The organism is Spirosoma arcticum (assembly GCF_054779955.1).
On sequence record NZ_BAAGXG010000003.1, the window covers coordinates 287,736 to 307,389 of the forward strand.

Sequence of the window (19,654 nt, forward strand, 5' to 3'; positions counted from 1 at the left end):
AGTTGCGAGCGTTAGCCGGGTTGATTTAATGGTCAACCTGGGTAAGAAACAGCCGCACTACCCCTATAAAATCAATAAATTCTCCAAAGGTTTACATTTTATACCCTCAATAGAGACATTCTGTACCCCTGTGACTGATCTGACTAATCGTCATTTGTAGGGCATTACCAAAATCACCGAGAGTTGCACGGGTGGGTTTGCGTAGCGTTCATCAAAATTTAAACCCCTACTCGTATGATGCTTTTCTTCCAGTCAAACACATTCACGTTCCGGCCGGGAAAACCGGAATTTCCCGCCCACAACCAATCAGTCAGTCTGCCCGTCGGCGGGCCAACGTCAACGCCCAAACCAACGGTCAGAATTGACAGTAAGCTCAGAGTGAACCTCGTCCGCAGTTTGGTGGTGGTGTTGCTGACCTGCTTCGTCAGTACCTATAGCCACGGGCAAACCATTGTGCAGCAGTACGGACAACTGCGCGTGAGCGGCAACCGAATTGTCGACAAAAATGGCACGGCCATTCAATTGCGGGGTATGTCGCTCTACTGGAGTCAGTGGGTAGCTAAGTACTACAATTACAACACCATCAAGTGGCTCCGCGACGACTGGAAAATCACCGTTATCCGGGCCGCTATGGCCGTTGACGTGGGCGGCTACGCGACAAATCCAGCAGCCGAACAGGCCAAGGTGTTCACGGTCATCGACGCGGCCATTAGCCTGGGCATCTACGTAATCGTTGATTTTCACGTTCACGAAGCTCAGAATTATCAGTCGCAGGCGCGGACGTTCTTCACTGCCGTGGCCCAGCGGTACGGCAACAGCCCGAACATCCTGTATGAACCCTGGAACGAGCCGCTCGATGTGTCGTGGGGCAGCGTAATCAAACCGTATCACGAATCCATCATCAGCACCATCCGGCAATACGATCCTGACAACGTTATCATTTGCGGAACGGGTTTTTACTCACAGCGCGTCGACGAAGCGGCCGCCAATCGGATCAACCGACCCAACATTGCCTATACGCTCCACTACTACGCCAATACGCACAAGGCTGGGCTACGCAGCACAGCCCAAACGGCCCTCAATAACGGCGTGGCGCTGTTCGTGACGGAATACGGCACGACTGATGCCACCGGAAAAGGAACCGTAAACGAAGCCGAGTCAAAGACATGGTGGGCGTTTCTGGACCAGAACAAAGTAAGCCACGCCAACTGGTCGGTGGCCGACATCCCCGAATCGTCGGCCGCGCTCGAAGCCAACGCCAGTGTGGACGGCGGCTGGTCGCTGAGCCAGATCAAGCAGTCGGGCGAAATTGTGCGTACCGAACTACGGGCTAAAAACCCACTGACGACCACTCCTCCGCCCACAGGTGGCGTCGCTAACGGCGTGTACCGGATTACGGCCCGGCACAGTGGCAAATCGCTGAACGTGGCCAGTTACTCGCAAGCTGATGGAGCCAACGTGCAGCAATACACGTATTCGGGTGGGGACAACGAACGCTGGACAGTGCAGTCGCTGGGTAGCGGACAGTATTCGATTCGGGCGGTGCACAGCGGTAAGGCCCTGGACGTGTCCGGCTCGTCAACAGCCGACGGGGCCGACATCAACCAGTGGGCCTATTCGGGTGGCAACAATCAGAAGTGGAAAATAGAAATCATCAGTTCAGGATACTACCGGATCGTTTCCGTGAACAGCAACAAATGCGTAGACGTGGTGGGGGCATCTACCGCCGATGGCGCGGCTATCAACCAGTACGGCTGTAGTGGGTCTACCAATCAGCAGTTTCAATTCCAACTGGTAGGTTCGGGTCGGCTGGCGGCTGAGGAACCCGTTGCGCTTGCCGAAGCCGCGCAGGTGTATCCAAACCCCTCGGCGGAGTCGTTCACGCTGCGCAAAGGCGGCTCGTTCACCTTCGATCTGAACGATGCGTCGGGCAAAGCGCTCCAAAGTGGGCAGGGCGTCGACCAGACAACGGTCGGTAGTAATTTGAAACCGGGCTTTTACCTGCTACGGGTGCAGTCGGGGCGCGACGTGCAGGTGTTGAAATTGATTAAGCAATAGTCCGACAGTTACCGTGATTCCAGAAGGCGTATAGACCACCGGGCGCAGGCAGTTAAAAAACAGGCTGCGTCCGGTGGTTTTTTCGGATTTCAAGCGTGCAACTACGCTCGTTTAACGAAACCAGCCCCTATTCAGCAACATTTAGCACCCCTGATTTGAATCAATCAAATCTTTATTTGCAGTCAAATACAGGATCAGTGAAAACGAATCTCCGAATAAGTCTATAGACTCGAATTTTCCTACCCATATGAACGAACGACTACGTAAAAAAAATCGGCTTTGTCTCCTTTCTGTCTACATGCTACTGCTCAACGGCCTTTGTCTGGTTGGCAGTACGGCCCTGGGGCAAGTTCAGGACACGACAACCGTGGTGACCCAGCAGTTTCAGCCGCTGCTGCTCGACGAAAACGAAGAACCCATTCCCGGCGTAAAGGTTGTCAATCGGCGCGGTAGTACCTCGGCGGTGTCGGATGTGAATGGGGTAGCTACCTTAGTGGCTCAGAAAGGCGACGTGCTGCAACTGACCGCCTTCGGTTCAGTGCTGCGCGAGTACTTAGTCGACGCCGATCAGGCGCCCATTATCCTGCTCAGCAGCAAGCACCCGGCCGTTCTCCGGCTCAAACCCGTGCGGCTGCTAAACAACACAACAATCCGGCGCGACCTGACGACGGCCTCTACCCAAGCCATTTACAACGCCGACCTGAAAAAGAACCCCGTCACGTCGTTTACCAACGCGTTGCCAGGGCGATTGGCGGGCCTGATTACCACCCAATTTTCCGGTCAGCCGGGTGCCGATAATACCGGTATTTCGCTGCGCGGTCAATCTCCGCTGGTCATCATCGACGGCATTCCCCGCGACCTGACGGTGTTCGATCTGGAAGAAATCGAGTCCGTCACGCTGCAAAAAGACGCCATCGCTACGGCCATGCTGGGGGTGCGCGGGTCCAACGGTGCCCTTATCGTGACGACCCGGCAGGGAACACCCGCCCGGCCCCGGATTTCGTTCACGGCCCAGAGTGCTATTCAGCAGCCCCTGCGGTTGCCCGTTGCGTTAGACGCGTATAACTACGCGACGCTGTATAACGAAGCACTGAGAAACGACGGCCTTCCGGCGGCTTACTCCGACGCGGCTCTACAGGGTTACCAGAGCGGTTCCGACCCGATTCGGTACCCCAACGTAAACTGGCGCGAGCAGGTCCTCAAACCCTCATCGCGCTTCGACCGCTATACCTTCAGCGCGAGCGGGGGCAACATATTTTCCAAATACTTCGTGTCGCTGGAACACATCAACCAGACGGGTTTGCTCCGCACGAGCGACATCAACGCTTATAATACGAACAACGATTTCAAGAGCTACGTCTTCCGTTCGAACGTCGACCTGCAACTCAGCCCCAAACTGTCGGGCGGGGTCCGGCTCTTCGGACGTATCGTGAATGCCAACGATCCCGGAGCCTCTGCCGTGACCACGGCCGCAGGGACAAACTTTGCTCTGAACGGTACGACATCGATTCTAAACACGATTCTGAACACGCCCGCTAATGCGTATCCCGTTTACAACGCCAATGGTACGTACGGCGGCAGTCAGCAGTTTCAGAACAACATCTGGGCGCAGGCCATTGGGTCGGGCTACCAGCAGAACTACCAGCGGAACCTGCTGGCCGATTTTTACCTGAAGCGAACGCTCAACGAACTGACGCCCGGCCTGTGGATCAGGGCTACCGGCTCGTACAACTCGTCGCTGTCGGAAAACATCATCCGCAACAAAACCTTTGCCGTATTTCAGCAAACGACGGCCGCGTCGGGGCAACCGGCTTACCAGCAGTTCGGCGTCAACGGCGATCAGGCCAACGCCAACGTAGTCAATTCGCAGAACCGGTCCGACTACCTCGAACTGGCCTTAGGCTACGACCGCACGGTGGGCAGTCACGGCCTGAACGCCATTCTGCTGGGTAACCGCGACAACTTCGTGGGCGGCTCCGACCTGCCCTACACCATCACCGGCGCGTCGGGTCGGTTTTCGTACAATTACCGGGAGAAATACGTGGTTGAAGTAGCCGCCGGTTACAACGGCTCCAACCGCTACCCATCGGGCGGACGGACGAAATACGCTCTTTTTCCGGCGGTGGGTCTGGCCTGGAACATTTCCAATGAGGAGTTTATGAAGCAGTACGGCTGGCTTTCGGCACTGAAACTGTTTGGCTCGTTCGGGCAGACAGGGAATGACCGGCCCGGCTACTTTACCTATATCCAGCGCTACTTCGACGGGCCACAGGCTTTTTTCGGTACGGGGGCGGGGGGTAACACGGGCATCACCGAGCAGGCGTTAGCCACGCAGGGCACCTCCTACGAGCGGGCCAACAAACTCAACGTGGGCATTCAGGGGGCAATCTTGGCCAACCGTTTAGGCTTTACGCTGGAGTATTTTAACAACAAGTACATTGACCTGCTGATGACGCGGGGGCGCAACACGGCGATTCTGGGCAATGCGTACCCCAACGAAAACATTGGCCGAAATCGGTACAACGGTCTGGACCTGCAACTGAACTGGCAGCAGCAAAAAGGCGAATTCAGCTATTACGTGGCCGTCAATGGTGGCCTTCAGGATTCCGAAGTGCTGTATGCGGATGAGGTATTCCGGCAGTATCCGTGGATGGTCCGAACTGGCCAGAATGTAGGACAGCGGTTTGGTTACGTCGCCGACGGTCTCTACCAGTCGGTGGATGAAATTGCCAACACGGCCACCATCGTGGGCTACAAACCCCAGCCCGGCGACATTCGCTACAAAGACCTCAACGGCGACGGCCTCATCAACCAGTTCGATGAAGCGCCCATTGGCAACCGCAAACCGCTGGTCCAGTTCGGTTTGAACCTGGGCATGCGCTGGGGGGCGTTCGATGCATCGGCCCTGGTGCAGGGCGTTACCAACCGGAGCATCTACCGGCAGGGCAGCAGCGTGTGGGCATTCCAGAACAACGGCTTCGGCCCCGCCTACGAGCAGCACCTCGACCGCTGGACGCCCACCAACCCCGACGCGACGTATCCCCGGCTGAGCGTCGGCGAGAACGTAAACAATCAGGTCAACTCGTCGTACTGGTTCCGGTCGGGCGATTATGTACGGCTCAAAAACGTCGAGATCGGCTATACGCTGCCGCTGCGGTTGGTGAGCCGGGTAAAGCTTCAGGGCGTACGAATTTTTGCCAACGGCCTGAACCTGCTGACGCTTAACCAGGATCGGCAGATTGATCCTGAAGTACTCAACGGCGCGTACCCGATTCAGCGCCTGCTCAACCTGGGTATAAACCTGAAACTCTAACCAAAGAGGTTTGTCGTTTCCGTCAGGCAACGACAAACCACAACCCCTTAAAACTCATGACTACCAATTTGCGAATACCGTTTCTGATTCTCCTGCTGTCGGTTGTCGGAGCCGCCTGCACCCGGGTAGAAACTGAGCCGAGAGACCTGATTACAGTCGATCAGGTATGGGACGTGAAAGACCGGAACGCGACCGTCGCCCTGTTCGTGCTGAACGATATTTACACCTACATTCCCGGCGGGTTCAACCGCGTGGGGGGCGATTTCCTGGATGCGGCAACCGACGATGCCGTTCCGTCGCGCAACAACCGCCCGGTCAGCTTCTACGCCAATGGGTTTATCAGCGTGCTCAACAACCCCGACCCCTACTGGGGCAACAGCTACGCGGGCATCCGGCGGGTCAATAATTTCTTGGCCAACATTGACCTCGTACCGGCCACGGAGGCAAGTCGGCTCACCTGGAAAACCGAAGCCCGTTACATCCGCGCGTTGCTGTACTTTGAATTGGTGAAACGCTACGGGGGCATTCCGCTCGTGGGCGACAAGGTCTTTACCATCAACGACGATCTGTCCCTGCCGCGCAACACCTACGAGGAATGTGTGAACTACATCGTGTCGGAATGTGATGCCATAAAGGCCAATCTGCGGAAAGAACCTGTTTCGGACGCGGAGTGGGGCCGGATTCCGGTGGGCGCGGCCCTCGCGCTCAAAAGCCGGGTGCTGCTCTACGCGGCCAGTCCGCTGTTCAACGGCGGGGGTGTCAGTGCCGACGCCACCAAACGCACGCTCACGGGCTACGCCACCGCCGACCCGACGCGCTGGCAACGCGCTGCCGACGCAGCCGAAGAACTCATCAACCTGAAGTACTACACCCTGCAGTCGAATTTCAATAACGTGTTTGTGGTCAAGAAAAACACGGAGGTTATCCTGGCAAAGCAGGTGGCCAATAGTTTCAATCTCGAAAGCCAGAATGCGCCGGTAGGCTACGGGGGCGCAACGGCCAGTCAGGGATTGACGAGTCCGACGCAGAATTTTGTCGATGCCTTCACAACGGATACCGGCCTGCCCATCACTGACCCGGCCTCGGGCTACAACCCCAAATCACCGTACACAGGCCGGGACGCGCGGTTAGATGCCACCATCTTCTACAATGGCAAGCGGTGGCTGAACCGGGCGGTGGAAACCTTTGACGGGGGCCGCGACCGACCCGGCGGCAACATTGTGCAGACCAAAACGGGATACTACCTGCGCAAGTTTCTGGCCGATTTTGCCAGCAACAGCACCTATACCAACCAGAGCCACAACTTCGTCATTTTCCGCTACGCCGAAACGCTGCTCAACTACGCCGAGGCCCTCAACGAGCTGAACCGCCCCGAAGACGCCGTGAAGCAGTTGATCGAACTCCGCAAGCGGGTGGCCATCAAACCCGGCACCAACGGCCGCTACGGCATCCCGGCTGGCATCGCCCAGGCCGAACTCCGCAGCCTGATCCGCAACGAACGCCGGGTGGAATTGGCCTTTGAAGAACACCGATTCTGGGACGTGCGACGCTGGAAAATTGCCGAACAGGTATTGAATGCTCCGCTGATGGGCGTCCAGATCGTCAGAAACGCCGACATGACCTTTACCTATACGCCCACGCAGGTAGCGACGAGTCTGTTCCAGCCGAAGTCGTATTACCTGCCCCTGCCCTACGACGAAACCATCAAGAATCTGAACCTGACCCAAAACGAAGGCTGGTAGGAGGATGGATGATGTTTTGTCGGGATCATCGGGCGTCGCTCGATGCATGTTAAATATTTCTTAATCACCAAGTTATGAACACGTTTATACAACTATTAGTAGTAAGCTTACTCACCGCATCGGGTGCCGTATTTGGCCAGGGGCGCTTAGTACAGGGGGTGGTTTCGGATGCCGAAGGAAACCTGCCGGGCGTAACCGTTTACGAAAAAGGTCAGACCACCAACGGTACTACGACCGATGCCAACGGACGGTATCGCCTGACGTTGGGGAGCAAAGATGGAGTCCTGATTTTCACCGCCATTGGTTTCAAACTGGCCGAACAGCAAACAGGCGGACGCACCAATCTCGACGTCAAGTTAGAAGCCAGCGAGCAGACCCTGAATGAGGTGGTGGTGGTGGGCTACGGCCAGCAGAAAAAAGTGACGCTGACCGGGGCGGTGAGTTCGGTAGGCGGGCGCGAAATCCGCGAAAATCCAACGGCCAGTCTGCAAAACGCGCTGGTGGGCCGGTTACCGGGTTTCTTCGCCCAGCAGCAGTCGGGGCAGCCCGGTGCCGATGGAGCGCTGTTCTTCATCCGGGGGGTCAGTTCGTACAACGGCAATAACCGCCCGCTCATCATTGTGGACGACATTGAGTTCTCGTACGATCAGTTTTCCCGGCTCGACCCCAACGAAATCGAAAGCCTGTCGATTCTGAAAGATGCCTCTACCACCGCCATCTACGGGGTGCGGGGAGCCAACGGGGTCGTTGTCATCACCACCCGGCGGGGCAAAGAAGGGCCACCCCAGATTTCGGTGCGGGGCGAGTTTGGGTTGTCGCAGCCCACGGTGTTGCCCGATTACCTGAACGCCTACGAAACGGCCCGGCTGTATAATCAGGCCCAGATCAACGACAACGCGGCCAACCCCAGCGCGAGTTTCAAGCCCCGCTGGAGCCAGGAATCCCTCGACCATTTCAAGAACGGCACCGACCCCTACGGCCACCCCGACATCAACTGGAAAGAGGTGCTGTTCAAGCAGTTCAGCCAGCAGTACCGGGGTAACCTCGACCTGTCGGGCGGTACGCAGCGGGTCAAGTATTTTGTGTCGGCGGGGTATCTGAACCAGAACGGAATGCTCAAAAACTACGGCGAAGGCCAGGGCGTCGACAATAACTACTACCAGCAACGGTACAACTACCGCTCGAATCTCGACATAAACGTGACGAAGAGTCTTGACCTCCGGCTCGACCTGTACGGCAACTTTGCCCAGATAAACACGCCCAATGCGGGCAGTCCGAGCGGCAAAAACGACCTGTTCTACGATTACAGTAGCTTTCTGACGCTGGCCCCGTTTGCGTATCCGCTCTACAATCCCGATGGTTCGCTGGGCTTCAGCACCTGGATTAGGAATGAGAACCCGGCCTATAACGTCAATAACGTAATCGGGCGGTTACGCTACCTCGGCTACCGGCGCAACAACGAAAGCAACATGAACGTCATCGTGTCGGCCAAGCAGAAGCTGGATTTCCTCACCCCCGGCCTGTCGATTCAGGGGCGGCTGGCCTACACCAGCAACTACTTCTACAGCCGCGACATTACCCGCGAGTCGTTTCCCTCGTTTATTTACGACCCCACCAAAACCGACAACCCAGCCACGCCGACGGATGATCGCTACGAACCCCGCGACCCGAACGTTTTCCGGCTGGTGCGGTTTGGACTGACCTACAACGGGCGGTATACCACGCGGGTGCTGAACCTACAGGCAATTCTGAACTACGACCGCACCTTCGGCAGGCACCACGTGTCGGGTCTGGCCCTGCTCAACCGCAACTCGAATACCACCAACAGCATTACGGGTAATGCAGCCATTGACGACGTGTATCGGTTCATTCCCAACAACTTCCAGGGGTATTCGGCGCGGCTGGGCTATGAGTTCGGGCAGAAGTACCTGTTTCAGTTCAATGCGGCTTACAACGGCTCCGACCGATTCGTAGGGGCCAACCGATTTGGTTTGTTTCCGGCCGTGTCGGCGGGCTGGAACATTTCGGAAGAAAACTTCTTCAAAAACCGGATAAAGGCCGTTGATCTGCTCAAAATTAGGGGGTCATACGGTATTGTGGGCAACGACGCGCTGGGTACGTCCTTCACGTATTATTACCAGCAAAACTACAGTGCTGGTAACATACCGGGCGTGAATGGTAGCCCGGCTCAGACCGCCGACTTTGGGTATTCGAGTAATGCCATCACGGGTATTGTGGAGGGTGCGCTGGCCAACAACAACGTGACCTGGGAGAAAGAAAAGAAGTTGGACCTCGGTCTGGAGTTTGGCCTTTTCAACAGTGCGTTAAGCGGCAGCGTGGGTTACTTCGACAACAACCGGTTCGACATTCTGACGACGCGGGGCACTGTCTCCACCATTTTCGGGCAGGCCTTGCCGCCCGTTAACCTCGGCAAGGTGAACAACCGGGGGTACGAACTGGAACTGGGCCACCAGAACCGGATTGGGGCCAACTTCTCGTACAATATCAAGGGCAACTACTCCGTCGCCAAAAACAAAGTCGTTTTTCAGGATGAACCAGCTAACCTCTACGCCTATCAAAACGCCACCGGTAACAGCATCGGGCAACCGCGTTTGTATCAGTGGATTGGGTACTATAAAGATCAGGCCGACATCGACAACAGCCCTAAACCCAGTTCCCGACCCCAGCCGGGCGATCTGAAATATGCCGACCTGAACGGCGATGGTCTCATTAATGGCTTCGATCAGGCGGTGTCGGGCTTCCCTAACCTGCCCAACACGACGTTTGGCATTAACCTGGGAGCGCGGTACAAGAATTTTAGTTTCAGTGTGCTGTTTCAGGGTGCGCGTAACTTCAACGTGGCCGGTACAGCCGAGTCCATCCGGCAATTCTCGTCGAACCTGACCCAGATACACGCGGGTGCCTGGACCCCCGAAATCGGCGATGCGGCCACGTTTCCCCGGCTGAGTCTGCTCGGCGGCATCAGCGACCCCCTGAGCAATCCGTCGACGTTTTATAACATTTCGGGCAACTTCGTGCGGCTCAAAAACGCTCAGGTCAGCTACGACCTGCCCGTTGGCCTGACCAAGAAAATCGGCATTCCCCAGATTCGGCTGTACGCCAACGGAACCAACCTGCTCACGTTTACGGGCTTAGACAAACTGTATCAGCTCGACCCCGAAATTCAGTCGGGCCGCGACCGGGTTAGCTATCCCCCGCAGCGGCTCATCAATTTTGGCCTAAGTGCCACGTTTTAATCAACCAGTGGCCATACCGACAAACGCAGTCAACACATGAAAAAAATACTCATCATCGCTCTGGGCCTGCTGGTGGCAGGGGCCTGCAAACCGGACGGTGGCTTTCTGGAGCCAAAAACCAACGCGCTCAGCGATGCAACCGTATTTACCGACAGTATTCGCACCATGCAGTTTCTGGGCCGGATTTACTCCGATGCCGGGTTCACGTTCTATAAGGGACGCTGGAACGGAACCAGTAACCTCGACGAATCGGCGGACGATTCGGAGTTCAAATTCAACGGCGTTACCCAACCCTCCGTCGTGATGTATAACGGCACCCTCACCCCGTTCACGACCTTCGGGGTGAACGACTTTTGGCTATTCCCCTGGAACAATATCCGGCGGGTAAATCTGCTGCTGTCCAAACTGCTCACCACGCCCCTGTCGGCCAACACCCGGAACCGGGTAGCGGGCGAGATTCGGTTTCTGCGGGCCTGGTACTACCATCAGTTAGTCAGTAACTTTGGCGGAGTACCGCTCATTGCCGATAAAGTGTATGGCTTAGAGGATAACCTGGACCTGCCGCGCAATACGTATACCGAGTGCGTCAATTATATCGTGAGCGAACTCGACGCGGCAGCGGCCATCCTGCCGACCAACACCCAGTACGCCGAGGAAAACTACGGGCGGATAACCAAAGGAGCCTGTCTGGCCCTGAAGTCGCGGGTGTTGCTCTTTGCGGCCAGCCCCTTGTTTAACGGCTCTCCCGAAACGAAAGACCCCGAATTGGCCAAACTAATCAGCAACCCGAGTTATGATGCCAGTGCCTGGCAAAAAGCCGCCGATGCCGCCCTGGCGGTGATCAACTCCGGCAATTACGCGCTCTTCAAAGGAACGGGGACAACACCGGGGATCGGCTTTTACCAGGTTTTTCTGACGCGGGTGAACAACGAGTACATCTTTTTCCTGAACCGGCCCGCCAACCGTGAGTTTGAAAACCACTACAATATGCAGTCGCGGGGGGGTCAGTTGAACGGGATGCCTACGCAAAACATCGTGGATGCGTTTCCGATGAAAAACGGCAAATCCATCTCCGACCCAACCTCGGGTTACGACCCCAAGAACCCGTACGTTAACCGCGAACCGCGTTTCTACAATACGATCATTTACAACGAATCACTGTATTTCCTCACCTCGGCCAACTCCCTGCAACCCGTGCTGACCTACGAAGGTGCGCCCTCCGACGGCTATTCGGCCACCGGCCCCAACACGGGGTATTTCAACCGCAAGATGTGCGACGTGAACGTGGCCGCCAACAGCAGCACCAACACCAACCGGGGCTGGTCGATCATCCGGTACGCCGAAATGCTGCTCAACTACGCCGAAGCCATCAACGAAGCCGACCAAACGGCTCTGGCTTACCCCCGACTGGCCGAACTGCGCGACCGGGCGGGCATCGAACCCGGCCCCGACAAACTCTACGGAATGAAGGCGAACATGACCAAAGAAGAAATGCGCGAGTTTGTCCGCAACGAACGGCGCATCGAACTGGCCTACGAAGACCACCGCTGGAACGACATCCGCCGGTGGAAAATCGCGGTAGCCGTCAACAATGGCTTCAACAAGCGAATGCGCATCACCAAAACGGGAAACACCTACACCTACCAGATAACCGAATCCATCCGTCGGCATAACTTCCGGCCCGAGCAGTACCTAAACCCACTGCCTGATTCGGAGATCCGCAAGATGCCAGCCGCGAAGCAGAACCCGGGCTGGTAAGTCACTCACTACCGACGTAATTTAATGATATTTAGCGTTTGGCGCTGCTGTTTCAACCTTGCCCGTCGTAAGCGGGCTGGTGGGTATGAGCAGCAACGCCAAACGCTTTCTACTACCTGACTATCTTCAGCAACGCCCAACCAGCGAGGCTAACCCCAATTACCTCACGTACTATACCAATGGATCAACTCGAAAAGCAAACCTCAAGAAGAAGCTTCATCAAGCAGGCGACTGGTGCTTTTGCCGGAATGGCCTTAGGGAATACACTGGCTCAGGCCGCCGTTTCTAACGCGCACAGTGCTGTTTATTCGTTGCCGTTGGGCGTTTGTACGACCTACGACAAGGCGGGTCTGCTGAAACGGTTGGGCTATTCGTTCGTGGAGGAAAGCGTCGGTAAGTTCCTGATACCCGATGCGGGCGATGAACAGTATGCCAAAAACCGGCTCGCGCTCAAGGCGGAAACCGTGCCGGTTCGGTCCTATATCTATTTTTTTCCGGGCAACCTAAAGTCAGTAGGACCGGACCTGCACCACGAAGCCATCTTACAGCGGGCTGATTTAGCACTTCGGCGGGCTAAAGAATGCGGCTCGCAGAACATCGTGTTTGGCAGTGGCGGGTCGCGGGCGATTCCTGATGGTTTTGACCGGGCCAAGGCCAAAGCCCAGCACATTGAGCTGTGCCAAAAGATGGCCCCCTTAGCCGAAAAACACGGCGTTACGCTGGCCGTAGAACCCCTCAACCGGAGCGAGACGAACTTTATCAACAGCTTAGCCGAGGGAGTTGAGATCATTCAGGCGGTCAACAATCCCTGGTTCAAGCTGCAATGCGACATCTACCACATGCTCAAAGACGACGAAAGCCCGGACGAAATTGTCAAATACGGTGACTACATCACGCACTGCCACATTGCCGAAAAGCGAAACCGGACGGCTCCTGGGGTGGAGGGCGACGATTTTAAGCCGTATTTCCGCGCGTTGAAAAAAATCAAGTACCAGGGAGGGCTGTCGTTAGAATGCCGGTGGAAAGATTTTGACCAAGAAATAACCCGTGGCATTGAGGTCGTAAAGAAGCAATTGGCCGAGGTTTGAGGTTGCCAACCTTTTCCCAGTTCGTGACGAAGGCGTCGTCGGTACCGCTGCTACGTAGACCCCTCCCCACCATAAAATTCAATCATTAACACGCGTCGCATGAACAGGAAATTAGTTAAACGACTCTTCAGTATACTGAGCCTGTTTTTAGTGGCTGGATCTGTAGCTGCTCAGAACGCCCCCGTTATTGACAAGGCTGGCAAACCCCTTCAGGGGAACGGGCTTTCAGATCGCTCCCTGTTGTACGTCGGTGAATGGGATACCCGCAATCCTGATTCCCAGAAAATGTCGCTCGTTCGGGCTGGCAAGGTGGTTTGGCAGCATACGATTCCCCTGCACCCGTCACCGGGCGTCAACCAAGAGTTTGATGATGTTGCCCTGCTGCCAAACGGTAATATTGTTTTTGCGCAAATGTCAGGTGCCGGAATCATAACGCCAGACAAAAAGATAATCTGGAAATTCGACTGCCCTCCCGGGTCAGAGACCCATTCCTGCCAGCCAATTGGCAAGGATAGTGTCCTGATGGTACTGAATGCCAATCCAGCTAAAGTGTTGATTATCAACACATCCATAAATAGAATTCTGAAAGAAATTAGGATACCCACGTCCACGACCAATACACATGGTCAGTTTCGCCATGTACGGATGACTAGCAAAGGGACAATCATGGTTCCGCTTCTTTCGGAAGGCAGGGTGGTGGAATATACCCTGGAAGGAAAGGAAGTATGGTCTGTTGAGGCAAAATCGCCCTGGTCGGCGATCAGGCTGGACAACGGAAACACGCTGATCTCCGGCGATTGGTCGGGTTACACGCGTGAGGTTGACCCTTCGGGAAAAACCGTGTGGGACTTGACTCAGGCCGATGTACCCTTCAAATTATACAATACCCAAACGGCCAACCGGCTGGCCAATGGCAACACAATCATTTGCAATTGGGTTGGCGGAAACCAGAAAATGGAGGAATGGGCCGGTACAATTCAGGCGTTTGAAGTGACACCCGCTAAGAACGTCGTCTGGGTTCTCTCGGCCTGGGATAATCCAGATCTTGGCCCCTGCACGGCCATCCAACTGCTCGATAAAAATGGTCAGCCTGATAAAAACGATGTTCAGCGGTAAGGAGATTGATATCCAGTCCTTAGGTTGAGCATCATGACAAGCCCCACGTCCCGGTTAATTCAACAGTTTCCTGAACAAAGGAAGCAACTCCTGCGCAATGACCGCGTGATCGTCCACACTGGGGTGCCCGCTGCAACCGCTGGCCCGCATAGGCTGGAAAAAGTGTAGGACCACCGGCCGGTCTGCTGGGTTGGCCGCATCAATCCCTCCTTTCACGGCTGTTAAACACCGTTGCAGTTGCTCCCGGTTTTCCCCATTAACCATTGGACTGCTCAGCAGGACAATCTGGGCCTTCGGGTATTTTGATTTGACCACCTCCACAAAACCGATGTAGCTGGTCACGTAGCGGGCACTATCAAAAGGCAGCCGTTCTTTCTTGCCATCTCCCCGGCTGAAATCGTTGGTGCCCAAGGCGATGCTGACGACCTGGGGCGTGTCAGTCTTGAAATTCCAGCGTTGCGAATTGGTGGCCTGGAAATCTACCTTCTCATACACTTCCGGCATAGTCGGGCCATCGCTGTTCCAGTTGCGGTAAACGCCAATGCCGCTGACGCTGCTCACCACAAAATTAGCACCCAACGCGCGGGCCACACGAGGTCCGTAGGCCATATAGGCGTTGTACTGATCGTGGTACTGACCCGTGCCACAGGGCACATCCGACGGGTCGGCGGCTGCCCCGCAGGTGATGCTGTTGCCAATAAATTCGATGAGTGGTGCTCTGGGGGTTTTCAGTGGCTTTAGCTTAGTTCCGGTAACTTTCTGAATGATAACGGGTCCGGTATGGGCTTCCGTGGCCTTATAAATCCAGACCGTGTGAGTTCCCTCCGTTGGCGCAGTAAGGAGAATCGGCTCGGTAACATTGCCGACTATTTTTAGTCGTTTCTGATAAACGCCGTCCAGCTCGTATTGGAGGTAATTGTGCCCGTTGACATTCGGAATAGTGGCAAAAACCCGGCATTCCGTTCCCTCGAAACTAAACCCGAAGTGCATCGCCGAGCTAATCATTTCCAGGCCGTTGTCCTGGTTGACCACAAACCGACCGGCTGGCTGTAAAGCCGTTGCTGGTAAGGTAGTGGTGACGGCGGTAGTTGACGCTCCGGTATTCTTCCTGGCCGGAGCACAGCTCAGGCAGTAAGCGCAGAAAAGGATTACCAGTGAATTACGGGTAAATTTCATGGACGTATTGAATCAACGTTTGGGAGCCGCGTGCTTCTCCAACAGCCGCAAGGTGTGTTCCAGTGATTTCGTGTCGCTCCATTCTTCATGACCAGGGACCACCGTTTTAGCCGTGCCAAACTGGTCTATCACCCTCCGAACCGACGTGGCCCACTCGGTTAAATTCGCGTCGGCAATGTTACCCATACCGAAGGCCGCTACACTTTTTACGAAGCAGCCGCCATGCAGAATCTGCTGATTGGGTAACCAGACGACAATATTGTCACTCGTGTGCCCTTCTCCCGGAAAATAGCAGCGAATCGGCACCTGCCCGACGGTAAACGTTGTGTCGTTCGGCAGGATGCCTTCGGGAGCCTCATACCCGAGCTTAACCGACTTCTGAGCCGTCAACGGCGTACTGATAACGCGGATACCCGCTTTGCGGAGTTCGCTGATGCCGCCCACTCGGTCTTCGTGGGCGTGGGTGACAATACAGAGCCGGACGGGTTGTCTCAAACTATCGGTAACCCACTGAAGCAGTTGCCGGGTATTGCCCGTATCCTCCTTTGTATCCCAACCTGTATCGACCAAAACGATACCATCGCTCGTTTGGATAATCAACCCATTAGCCGGAATGGCCGTGTTCTGGTAAATCCCGTACGAGCGATGCACATACACCTGATCACTCAGCTTGGTAACTGTAAGTTTGGGCTTTTGGATGGGTTGAGCCTGGGTAAGCCCACAGAGAAGTGAGAAAAAGAGTGCCAGTAGGATGCGCATGTGTTCAACGTAGTGGGGGTTCTGCAAAAGTAGTACAGAACCCTAACGTATGACACTGGCAATTGTCGTGGGTGTAGGACAAGTTTGTCTGGTATGGAAAATTGCTAACGCGAAGCCCTTCGTCCTTCGACAAGCTCAGGATGGCTTTGCGTCAGCAATTCTGAGCAAACGAGTGACTACAATTCATCAGCTTTTTCTACAAGAAAGCTCTATACTTCTACAACAGCTTATCCGGCGTAATCGGCAACTCCCGGACGCGTTTGCCGGTGGCGTTGAAGACGGCGTTGGCGACAGCGGCTGCTACACCCACGATGCCTACTTCGCCAATGCCTTTTACGCCTAACTTATTGGAAGCCGTGTCCTCTTCCCGGACGAAAATGGCGTCCATCTGGCCAATGTCTAAGTTGGACGGAACGTGATAATCCGCCAGCGACCGGGTGACGAAGTTGCCCCAGCGCGGATCGACAACCGACTCCTCGGTAAGGGCCATACCAATGCCCCAGATGTTACCGCCGATAATTTGCGAACGGGCCGTTTTGGGATTCAAGATTTTACCCGCGCCGGTCACCGCCAGAAATCGGGACACCCGAACCATCCCGGTCGAGACGTTCACCGCTACTTCCGCAAAATTGGCGTTGAAACTGTGCGACGAGTGGTCGTCGGCGTCTTCGGGTGGTTTGGCATCGGCTCTGGTTTGAAAATCGGTAATTTTCTCAGAAACCATCAACTCCGAAGCGGTCGGGCGCTTGTAATACTGTTTACCGGATTTGGCGATCAGCTCGTCAATAATTTTCAGGCAGGCCTCGTGCACGGCATTGGCATAACTGGCGGCCCCCACCGAACCCACCGCACCGGCAGCCGGAGGCAGGTTCGAGTCACCCAACTTCACCGTGATTTTTTGCATCGGCAGAGTCAGCGCGTCGGCGGCCGTTTGTGCCAGGATGGTGTAGGTGCCGGTGCCCAGGTCCGCAGCGGCCAGTTCAATGGTTGCGGTAACGTCGCTGCCTTCGCGTTTCAACTTCACCAGAGCCGAACTTGGCCGTTGGTGAGCCGGGTAGGTTCCACAGGCGACACCATACCCAATCAGGTAGTTTCCCTGCTGATTCTGGCGGGGCTGGGGGTTGCGTTTCTCCCAGCCGAAAGCCTTTGCACCCGCCTGTAAGCACTGCACCGTTGTCCGCGACGACCAGGGTTTGCCATTGGACGGGTCTCGCGCCGGTTCGTTTTTAATCCGCAGCTCGATTGGGTCCATGTTGAGCGAAAACGCCAGTTCGTCCATAGCCGATTCGAGGGCGAAACTGCCGGTCGATTTTCCGGGGCCACGCGTGTAGGTGGGCAGAATCAGGTGCATCGGCACGACCCGGTAGCTAATGAGGGAATTAGGCACCTCATACATGATTTTCGAGCAGTCGCCACACGGCTCAATAAATTCATTCCGGATAGCCGCGTGGGTCGTAATTTCATGGGCCAGCGCCGTCAGTTTTCCGTCTTTGGTAGCTGCCAGACTTACCTTCTGAAAATTACGCTGCCGCAGCCCCACCGAGTTAACCATCTGCTGACGCGTGAGAGCCAGCTTCACCGGGCGGTTCACCGCTTTAGCCGCCACTGCCGTCAGCACTAAGTTCGCCCATTGACCGCCTTTAGACCCAAAGCCACCACCGATGTAAGGCGAAATGATACGTACATTTTCCGGTTTGAGATTGAGCGTGGCAGCCGCTGCGTTTTGCGCGCCGTTCACGATCTGCGAACTGTTGTACAGCGTAACATTTTCCCCATCCCACTCGGCAATGGTGGCGTGGGGTTCCAGCGGATGATGGTGCTCAATGGGTGTTCCATACACCTGTTCAATTTTATACGCGGCCTCACTAAGTGCGGCTTTTACATCGCCCCGTTTGGCATCGGCTTTGTCCTTATCCTTCGGCAGGACGGCTTCCTTAGCCAGTTCGTCAAAGTCGACCTTAGCTTTCGTCTTGTCGTAGTCCACCTGAATCAAGTGGGTCGCGTGCCGGGCCTGCTCAAAGGTTTCGGCCACCACCAGACCAATGTGCTGCCCGTAGAACTCAATGTCGGGGCTTTGCAGCAGGGCACCCCCGCGAATACCACCGTCAACATTCAGCTTTGGGGCATTGGTATGGGTGATCACGGCCAGAACACCGGGCGCTTTTTCGGCCAGGGCCGTGTTGATGTTCCTGATTTTTCCGGCGGCAATGGTACTCTTGAACAGAACGGCGTAGGCCAGATTCTTGACCGGGTAATCCGTCGAATAGGCTGCCTTTCCCGTTACCTTGGCTATCCCGTCGATGCGACTAATGGGTGTGCCAGTTAGTTTGTCTTTGTCCTGCATGGAATCGATTGATGTTAACATCATGACTTACCGCCGTTCATGGCCATTTGCAACGCCAGGGCAATGCTTCGCCGGCCAAGCTCTACTTTAAACGCATTGTGTTTTAGGGGCTTTGCATCGGCCATTTCTGCCTCGGCCGCCCGTTTGAAATTAGCTTCGGTTGCTTCTTTACCAACCAGCATTTGTTCGGCTTTCAGGGCACGCCAGGGCTTGTGGGCTACCCCACCCATGGCAATTCTGGCCTGCACGATCTTGTTGCCCGAACCGTCGGACCGCTCTGTTTGCAAGGCCGCAGCTACCGAAATCAGGGCAAAGGCGTACGAAGCGCGGTCGCGGACCTTCAGGTAATAGGAATGATCGGCAAAGTTGTTTCTGGGCAGTTCAATGGCGGTGATCAGTTCGCCATGATTGAGGTTCGTATCCTGCTCGGGGGTATTCCCCGGCAACCGGTGAAAATCAGCAAATGGAATCATCCGTTCCTCACCGGCCGCATTCCTGACGGTTACTACGGCATCAAGCGCAGCCAGCGCAATGGCCATATCGGACGGGTACACCGCGACGCATTTGTCGGACCAGCCAAAAATGGCGTGCATCCGGTTGATGCCTTCCAATGCACCACAGCCAGTGCCGGGTTCGCGTTTGTTGCAGGGCATGGCTACCTCATAAAAATAGGGGCAGCGCGTTCGTTGGAGCAGGTTGCCGCCATTGGTTGCCATGTTCCGAATCTGTCCTGATGCACCAGCGAGAATAGCCTGCGTCAGCAACGGGTAATTTTGACGAATCAGGGGATGATTAGCCGCGTCGGTATTCTTACCTAATCCACCAATCGACAAGCCGCCTTTGTTGGCTCCGGTAGCAATGGACTTGATATCCGTCAGGCTCAGCCGGGTAATGTCAATTAGGGCATCGGGCCGCTCGATGTCCTCCTTCATTAGGTCCAGCAGGTTGGTGCCGCCACCCAGAAACTTCGCATTCGGGTTTCCAGCCAGCAGGCTGGTAGCCGACGTGGGGTCTTTTGCTCGTGTGTAGGTAAATGGTCTCAT

At 55.6% G+C, this 19,654-nt stretch carries 11 protein-coding genes; 7 read left to right on the top strand and 4 right to left on the bottom strand.

Features of this window, described 5'->3' with window-relative positions:
• Nucleotides 1–234: 234 nt before the first annotated feature.
• From ACYVHB_RS08470 to ACYVHB_RS08500, 7 genes are all read left to right on the top strand, one after another.
• Complete coding sequence (locus ACYVHB_RS08470) at nucleotides 235–2,058, top strand: cellulase family glycosylhydrolase (RefSeq protein ID WP_461051267.1); 1,824 nt, start codon at nucleotides 235–237, stop codon at nucleotides 2,056–2,058.
• Nucleotides 2,059–2,305: 247 nt separating this feature from the next.
• The gene (locus ACYVHB_RS08475; protein WP_461051268.1) at nucleotides 2,306–5,371 is read left to right on the top strand and encodes a SusC/RagA family TonB-linked outer membrane protein; all 3,066 of its coding nucleotides are present in this window, start codon (nucleotides 2,306–2,308) and stop codon (nucleotides 5,369–5,371) included.
• A gap of 56 nt (nucleotides 5,372–5,427) precedes the next feature.
• The gene (locus ACYVHB_RS08480) at nucleotides 5,428–7,113 is read left to right on the top strand and encodes a RagB/SusD family nutrient uptake outer membrane protein (RefSeq protein WP_461051269.1); all 1,686 of its coding nucleotides are present in this window, start codon (nucleotides 5,428–5,430) and stop codon (nucleotides 7,111–7,113) included.
• Nucleotides 7,114–7,187: 74 nt separating this feature from the next.
• Nucleotides 7,188–10,370 (top strand): SusC/RagA family TonB-linked outer membrane protein, encoded by a 3,183-nt coding sequence (locus tag ACYVHB_RS08485; RefSeq protein WP_461051270.1) that lies wholly within the window; start codon nucleotides 7,188–7,190, stop codon nucleotides 10,368–10,370.
• A 36-nt stretch (nucleotides 10,371–10,406) separates the two neighbouring features.
• Nucleotides 10,407–12,128 carry a RagB/SusD family nutrient uptake outer membrane protein gene (locus tag ACYVHB_RS08490; RefSeq protein WP_461051271.1) on the top strand — a complete coding sequence of 574 codons (1,722 nt, stop codon included), beginning with the start codon at nucleotides 10,407–10,409 and terminating at the stop codon, nucleotides 12,126–12,128.
• A gap of 179 nt (nucleotides 12,129–12,307) precedes the next feature.
• Nucleotides 12,308–13,216, top strand: a complete 909-nt coding sequence (locus tag ACYVHB_RS08495) for a sugar phosphate isomerase/epimerase family protein (RefSeq protein ID WP_461051272.1) — start codon at nucleotides 12,308–12,310, stop codon at nucleotides 13,214–13,216.
• 99 nt (nucleotides 13,217–13,315) lie between these two features.
• Nucleotides 13,316–14,332, top strand: a complete 1,017-nt coding sequence (locus ACYVHB_RS08500) for a beta-propeller domain-containing protein (protein WP_461051273.1) — start codon at nucleotides 13,316–13,318, stop codon at nucleotides 14,330–14,332.
• A gap of 54 nt (nucleotides 14,333–14,386) precedes the next feature.
• Here ACYVHB_RS08500 and ACYVHB_RS08505 read toward each other — a convergent pair whose 3' ends face one another.
• The 4 genes from ACYVHB_RS08505 to ACYVHB_RS08520 all read right to left on the bottom strand — a co-directional run bounded on the left by ACYVHB_RS08505 (nucleotide 14,387) and on the right by ACYVHB_RS08520 (nucleotide 19,654).
• A complete protein-coding gene (locus tag ACYVHB_RS08505) occupies nucleotides 14,387–15,508 on the bottom strand; it encodes an SGNH/GDSL hydrolase family protein (RefSeq protein WP_461051274.1) in 1,122 nt (373 codons plus the stop codon).
• 12 nt (nucleotides 15,509–15,520) lie between these two features.
• Nucleotides 15,521–16,267, bottom strand: coding sequence for a subclass B1 metallo-beta-lactamase (gene bla / locus ACYVHB_RS08510; RefSeq protein WP_461051275.1), 747 nt, complete (start codon nucleotides 16,265–16,267; stop codon nucleotides 15,521–15,523).
• A gap of 217 nt (nucleotides 16,268–16,484) precedes the next feature.
• Entirely contained in the window at nucleotides 16,485–18,635 is a 2,151-nt protein-coding gene (locus tag ACYVHB_RS08515) for a xanthine dehydrogenase family protein molybdopterin-binding subunit (RefSeq protein ID WP_461051276.1), read from the bottom strand.
• On the bottom strand, nucleotides 18,632–19,654 hold the full coding sequence (locus ACYVHB_RS08520; protein ID WP_461051277.1) for an FAD binding domain-containing protein: 1,023 nt from the start codon (nucleotides 19,652–19,654) through the stop codon (nucleotides 18,632–18,634). The genes ACYVHB_RS08515 and ACYVHB_RS08520 overlap by 4 nt, the downstream gene beginning before the upstream one ends.